General features: G+C 72.3%; 6 protein-coding genes. 4 read left to right on the top strand and 2 right to left on the bottom strand.

Going from position 1 to position 6,159, the window contains the following annotated elements; genetic code table 11:
- Positions 1-326 precede the first annotated feature (326 nt).
- The 3 genes from ACZ7GZ_RS35220 (at position 327) to ACZ7GZ_RS35210 (ending at position 4,089) form a co-directional block, all read left to right on the top strand.
- Entirely contained in the window at positions 327-983 is a 657-nt protein-coding gene (locus tag ACZ7GZ_RS35220; RefSeq protein WP_471030627.1) for a maltokinase N-terminal cap-like domain-containing protein, read from the top strand.
- A 234-nt stretch (positions 984-1,217) separates the two neighbouring features.
- Positions 1,218-3,074 (top strand): M1 family metallopeptidase, encoded by a 1,857-nt coding sequence (locus ACZ7GZ_RS35215; RefSeq protein ID WP_471030625.1) that lies wholly within the window; start codon positions 1,218-1,220, stop codon positions 3,072-3,074.
- A gap of 187 nt (positions 3,075-3,261) precedes the next feature.
- On the top strand, positions 3,262-4,089 hold the full coding sequence (locus tag ACZ7GZ_RS35210; protein WP_471030632.1) for a lysozyme: 828 nt from the start codon (positions 3,262-3,264) through the stop codon (positions 4,087-4,089).
- A gap of 29 nt (positions 4,090-4,118) precedes the next feature.
- On the opposite strand, the gene ACZ7GZ_RS35205 is transcribed toward ACZ7GZ_RS35210, so the two are convergent.
- Positions 4,119-4,604: a MarR family winged helix-turn-helix transcriptional regulator gene (locus ACZ7GZ_RS35205; RefSeq protein ID WP_471030622.1), complete on the bottom strand. Its 486-nt coding sequence runs from the start codon at positions 4,602-4,604 to the stop codon at positions 4,119-4,121.
- A 57-nt stretch (positions 4,605-4,661) separates the two neighbouring features.
- Between ACZ7GZ_RS35205 and ACZ7GZ_RS35200 the strand changes: the two genes are divergently transcribed.
- On the top strand, positions 4,662-5,492 hold the full coding sequence (locus ACZ7GZ_RS35200) for an alpha/beta fold hydrolase (protein ID WP_471030620.1): 831 nt from the start codon (positions 4,662-4,664) through the stop codon (positions 5,490-5,492).
- On the opposite strand, the gene ACZ7GZ_RS35195 is transcribed toward ACZ7GZ_RS35200, so the two are convergent.
- Complete coding sequence (locus ACZ7GZ_RS35195) at positions 5,489-6,124, bottom strand: LysE family transporter (RefSeq protein WP_471030618.1); 636 nt, start codon at positions 6,122-6,124, stop codon at positions 5,489-5,491. The two genes, ACZ7GZ_RS35200 and ACZ7GZ_RS35195, sit on opposite strands and share 4 nt — an antisense overlap.
- Positions 6,125-6,159: the final 35 nt, after the last annotated feature.

Genomic DNA, 6,159 nt, shown 5'->3' with positions numbered 1-6,159 from the left:
CCCCCCCACCCCCCCCCCCCCCCCCCCCCCCCCCCCCCCCCCCCCCCCCCCCCCCCCCCCCCCCCCCCCCCCCCCCCCCCCCCCCCCCCCCCCCCGCTGCTGTGCCCGGTGATCGGCCTCCGGCGAGGGGACATCACCGCATAGGCGGGACCCCACGCCGACCACCGCGCACCACCGCGTGCGGCGATGTGCGGCCCCCTGCCGGGCGAACCACCCGACTCCTGCGCCGTGTCGGCCCCGGCGTCCGTCGGGGCGGGCGGATGAGCTGCGCGAACGGTGTGCCAAGCTGCGGGGGTCGACTTGCGCACGATGGAGGGAGCAGCGCGATGGCCATCATTCACCACACCACGCTCAAGCCCACGAAGCTGGAGCTGCTCACCGACTGGCTGCCCACCCGCCCCTGGTACCGCGGCGGCCCGGACGCCCCGGTGCTGACCAAGTCCGGCGGCTTCCGGCTGGAGGACCCCGAGGGCGAGGTCGGCATCGAGTTCATGGTGGCCACGGACACCTCCACGCCCGAACCGACCGCCTACCTGGCCGTGTTGACCTATCGCGGCGCGCCGCTGGAGGGGGCGGAGCGCGCTGTGGTCGGCACGATAGAGCACGGTGTGCTGGGCAAGCGCTGGGTCTACGACGGCTGCCACGACCCGGTGCTGGTCGCCCAGTTGCTGTCGCTGATCGAGGGCGGGGCGCAGGCGCACGCCCAGAGCATCGACGGCGCCCTCGACCCCGAGGTGGTCCGCTCCTACACCGGCGCCCCCTTCAGCCCGGGCGGCTTCACCCCCGAGCCGGCCGACGACCAGGACGGCACCCACCTGCGCACCCCGCACGGCACGGTCCTCCACCTGCACCGCGTCCTGAACCCCGTCCCCGGCGACCCGCCGCCGCGCCCCGAGGGAGCGATCGGCCACGTGGCGCGCGGCTGGCAGGACCCGCAGGGCACCCCGCTGACGGCCGTCTTCGTGACACTGCGCGCCTCCTGACCGGCACCTGACCCGGCACTCTCACACAATGCGCCGCACCTTCTGGCATGGTCCGGTCAAATCTGGCACTCTCTCGAACGTCCGGCAGTCCGCGCCCTGACGCCTGTGAGGGCGCGGCGCACCGCTCGGTGCAGCGATCGCGCAAGCCCCGTCCGTGGCCGTCCCGGCTCACCCCAGCCGGCCCGGCGGCCATCGAGCAGGCCGGGAATCCCGGCCGCCGCAAAGGAGTAGCGTGTGAGACCGACCCCCCACAAGGCCCTCGGCGCCGGTGCGCTCACCGTCGTCGCGGTCGCCGCCCTCGTGCTCCCCGGCACGCCCGCCGCGGCCCGCCCGGCCACGGCACCCGCCGCCTGCACTCCGGCGCAGGTCGTCGGCAACGGCGGCTTCGAGAGCGGGACATCGCCCTGGTCGACGTCCTCCTCCACCGTCATCACCAGCCGCTCTGGTGAGGCCGCCCACGGCGGCAGCTCCTATGCCTGGCTGGATGGAACCGGCAGCACCCACACGGACACTCTCGGCCAGAGCGTCACGATCCCGGCCGGGTGCGACGCGGCCACCCTCACCTTCTGGCTGCACATCGACACCGACGAGACGACCTCGTCCATCGCGTACGACAAGCTCACGGCCAAGATCGGCAGCACCACGCTGGCCACCTACTCGAACCTCGACGAGAACACCGGGTACGTCCGGAAGTCGGTCGACGTGTCGGCGTACGCCGGGCAGACCGTCAGCCTCTCCTTCGCCGGGACCGAGGACTCCAGCCTCCAGACGAGCTTCGTGCTCGACGACATCGCGCTCGACACCTCCGGCGGCACCACACCACCGCCGGGCGACTCCACCCGCACCCCGGCCGCACCCTCGTACACCGTCAGCCTCAGCAGCGACACGAGCGGCACCGCCTGGACCGGGCACGAGAGTGTGACCTTCACCAACGCCTCGGCCACCGCGCTGAACGAGGTCTACCTGCGGCTGTGGGACAACTACCACGGCACCTGCGACGCCATGCCGATCCGGGTCACGGGCGTCACCGGCGGCAGCGCGGGCGCGCTCTCCGTGGACTGCACCGCGCTCAGGATCGACCTGCCGGGCCCGCTGGCCCAGGGCCAGAGCGCCACCATCGGCTTCGACCTCGGCATCACCGTGCCCAGCGGCGCCGACCGCTTCGGCCACGACGGCGCCTACAGCTTCGTCGGCAACGCGCTGCCCGTCCTCGCGGTCCGCGACAGCAGCGGCTGGCACCTGGACCCGTACACGAACAACGGCGAGTCGTTCTACTCCCTCGCCGCCGACTTCAAGGTGACCCTCGACCACCCGAGCGGCCTGCTGGTCCCGGCCACCGGCACCTCCACCGACACCCCCGGCTCCAGCGGCCGTACCGTCACCACGGCGACCGCGTCCAGGGTCCGTGACTTCGCCTGGGCCGCCGGGCCCTTCAGCAAGATCTCCGGCACCTCGCCGGCCGGCGTCGCGGTGAACGTCTACTCCGTCTCGGGCATCAGTTCCTCCAGCGCCCAGTCCATGCTCAGCACCGCGAAGACCGCCGTCGACGCCCACGCGGCCCGCTTCGGCGCCTACCCCTACGGCGAGCTGGACGCCGTCATCGACAACAACTACTGGTTCGGCGGAATGGAGTACCCCGGTTTCGTCCTGGACCTGGTCAGCACCACCGCCCTCACCCACGAGATAGGCCACCAGTGGTGGTACGGCATCGTCGGCGACGACGAGTACACCAGCCCCTGGCTGGACGAGGCGTTCGCCGACTACGCCACCGACCTCGCCCTCGGCAAAACCGGTACCAACTGCTGGAACAGCGTCTCCTGGGCCTCCAGCGCCGAGAGGATCACCAACTCCATGGCCTACTGGGACGCGCACTCCTCCCGCTACTCCACCGTCGTCTACGGCTACGGCAAGTGTGCCCTGCACGACCTGCGCCGTGTCCTCGGTGACACCGCCATGGCCAAGCTGATGAAGGACTACGCGACCGCCCACTGGTACGGAGTGTCGGCCACGGCCGAGTTCAAGGCCGCCGCCCAGGCCGCCACGAGCACCGACCTCACCTCCTTCTGGACCCAGCACCGCATCGACGTCTGATCCGCCGCGGGCCGGTCACGGGAGCGCCCCGGGTGACTCCTTCGACCGGCCCGCCTCCGCGGACCACCCCGAGACGACCCCGAGGCCACCCGAACGGACCAAACGCGGCCCGCGATGCATTCGTTGGGCCGTACCCGAAGTGCGGCGCGGCCCGACCACGGGTCAGATGGTGTTCGTGCGAAGCGCCATGTCCCTCTCCCTCGGCCGCTCACGCCTTGTCGTCACGGGCGTCCTGACCGGCCTCCTGCTCTCTCTGCCCGGCCCCGCGGCCCAGTCCGCGTCGGCCCCGGACGTCCCTCCGCGCGGCAGCGCGTACATGGGCATCGGCGTCCTCGCCCACGACGGACGCGCCAGCGGCCCCGACGCCACGCCCGCCCCCGCCCGCGAGAACCAGATCGAGGGCGTCGACGTCTCCAGCTACCAGGGGAACGTCGCCTGGGCGACGCTGTGGGGTGACGGCGTGAAGTGGGCGTACACGAAGGCCACCGAGGGGACGTCCTACACCAACCCCTCCTTCAGCCAGCAGTACACCGGCTCCTACAAGACCGGCATGGTCCGCGGCGCGTATCACTTCGCGACCCCGGACACGGCCGGCGGCGCCGCCCAGGCCGACTACTTCCTGGCGCACGGCGGCGGCTGGTCCAAGGACGGCAAGACCCTGCCCGGCGTGCTCGACATCGAGTGGAATCCGTACGGCGGCTCCTGCTACGGCAAGTCGAAGAGCTCCATGGTCAGCTGGATCCGTGACTTCGTGAACCGTTACAAGTCCCGCACCGGCCGGGACGCGGTCATCTACACGGCGACCAACTGGTGGACCGAGTGCACCGGCAACTACTCGGGCTTCGGCAAGACCAACCCGCTGTGGATCGCCCGCTACGCCTCGACCGCCGGGACGCTGCCGGCGGGCTGGCAGTACCACACGATGTGGCAGTACACCTCGTCCGGCAAGACCGTCGGGGACCACGACCGCTTCAACGGCACCCTGGACCGGTTGAAGGCGCTCGTGAACGGCTGACCCGGCAACCGGGCGCGTGCGGCCGTGGCTCAGTCCACATCCACGTCCTCGAACAGCGCGTGCATCGCGCCGAGCACCCGCAGACACGCGTCCACGTCCGCCGGGGTCAGATCATTGCCCACGCGGCGCAGCAGCGCGTGCTCACGGGCCCGTACCGCGCCGATCGCGGCCCGGCCCGGGTCGGTGAGCCGGATGAGTGAGGACCGGCGGTGGGCGGGGTTCGCGACGCTCTCCACGAGCCCGAGCCGCGCGGCGTCGTTCACCATGCGCTGGACGAACTGCCGGCTGAGCGCCTGGGCCCGCCCCATCTGCGGCACCGTCAGGGGCCCCTGCGCGCGCAGCAGATCGAGTACGGCGCGCACGCCGACCGACAGACCCTCGATCGGCGCTGCCTGCTCCACCTTGCGGTGCACCCGCCGGTAGAGCGGACCGACCAGGTCGAACACCTCCGTGAGGCGTTCGGCCAGTTCGTCCGGGGAGGGCTCGCCGGTGACTGCGGTGCGGTGGTCCTTCATGGCACCAGGATGACACCTCGGTTGCCAACACGTGCAAGAAATGACACCTTGGTTGTCATGACCGTAGACTTCGCCTCCCTGCCCACCCGTTCGCTGCCGACCGCCGACGGCTCCCTCGCCTACCGCGAGGCGGGCTCCGGCGCGCCCTTGGTGTTCCTGCACGCCGGCTTCCTCGACCACCGCATGTGGGAGGAGCAGATCCGCGCCTTCGCGCCCCGCCACCGGGTCATCACCTACGACGCCCGCGGCCATGGCGGCTCGGCCAACGCGACCGGCCCCTTCCGGCACGTCGACGACCTCGCCGCGCTGCTGCGCGGCCTCGACGCCGCTCCCGCCGTGCTCGTCGGCGTCTCCATGGGCGGGGCCACCGCGGTCGACTGCGCGCTGGAGCACCCCGAACTGGTCCGCGCCGTCGTGGTCAGCGGCGTCGGCACGAGCGAGCCCGTCTTCGAGGACCCCTGGGCCCTGGACGTGTTCGCCGCCCAGCAGCAGGCCCTTGCGGCCGGTGACGTGCCCGGCTGGGTGGACGCCTTCCAACGCTTCACCGCCGGCCCGCACCGCGACCTCGCCGACGTCGCCTCCGAAGTCGTCCGCCGGATAGGGGAGATGGCCCACGGCACACTCGCCAAGCACACACCCGGGGAACCGGACCACCGGGTGCCCGTCACCGCCACCTGGGAGCGCGCCACGGGCATCACGGTCCCCGTGTACGCGATCAACGGTGCCCTGGACGCCGCCGATCACCTCGCCGCGGCCACCCGGCTGACCCGTCTCGTGCCCGGCGCCCGGGCCGCCACCGTGCCGGGTGCCGCGCACTACCCCAGCATGGAGGACCCGGCACGCTTTGACGCCGAACTGTCGGCGTTCCTGGAGCGGTTGCCCGACTAGGAGGCGTGTGCGAAGAGCATGCGAAGGGCGAGCGCGGTCATCACCGCGCTGGACGCCAGGGCCGTGCAGAGGCGCCCACGGCTGCCGGTCAGGAGCCGGCCGAGCAGGGCACCGCTGCCGGCCAGGAGCAGCTGCCAACTGGCGGACGCCGCGAAGGCGGCCACCACGAACACGGCCCGCTCCAGATGACCCGGCTCCGCCGAGGTCTGGCTGCCGAGCACCAGAGCCGCGAAGTAGAGCACGGTGAGGGGGTTCATCATCGTGACGCCCCACAGCCCGATGAAGGCCCGTGCCGGGTGGGGCGGAGCCTCGTCGCTCCGGGCGTCCGTCCGCGGCTCCCGGTAGTGGGCGATCGCCTGTGCTGCGCCGCGTACGGCCAGGACGACGAGCACCGAGCCGGCGATCCAGCGCAGGGGGTGTGTGACCGGTTCGAGGGCGTGCGCCAGCGCGGAGCCTCCGAGTACGGCGATCAGCGCGTAGAGGCCGTCAGCGGCCGCCACCCCCAGCGCGGCGCACGCGCCGGTCTTCCATGAGGTCCGGGCGGTCAACGCCACCAGATACGTCCCGACGGCCCCCACGGGTACGGCGATGCCGTACCCCGCCAGGAGCCCCGCGACCAGCGCCGCCGTCATGCGTGGACGGGCGTCGGTCTCCGTGATCGACCGGG

Source organism: Streptomyces sp. NPDC037288, assembly GCF_055603265.1.
Note: the sequence above shows the minus strand (reverse complement) of the source record. Positions and strands in the feature narration are given on the sequence as shown.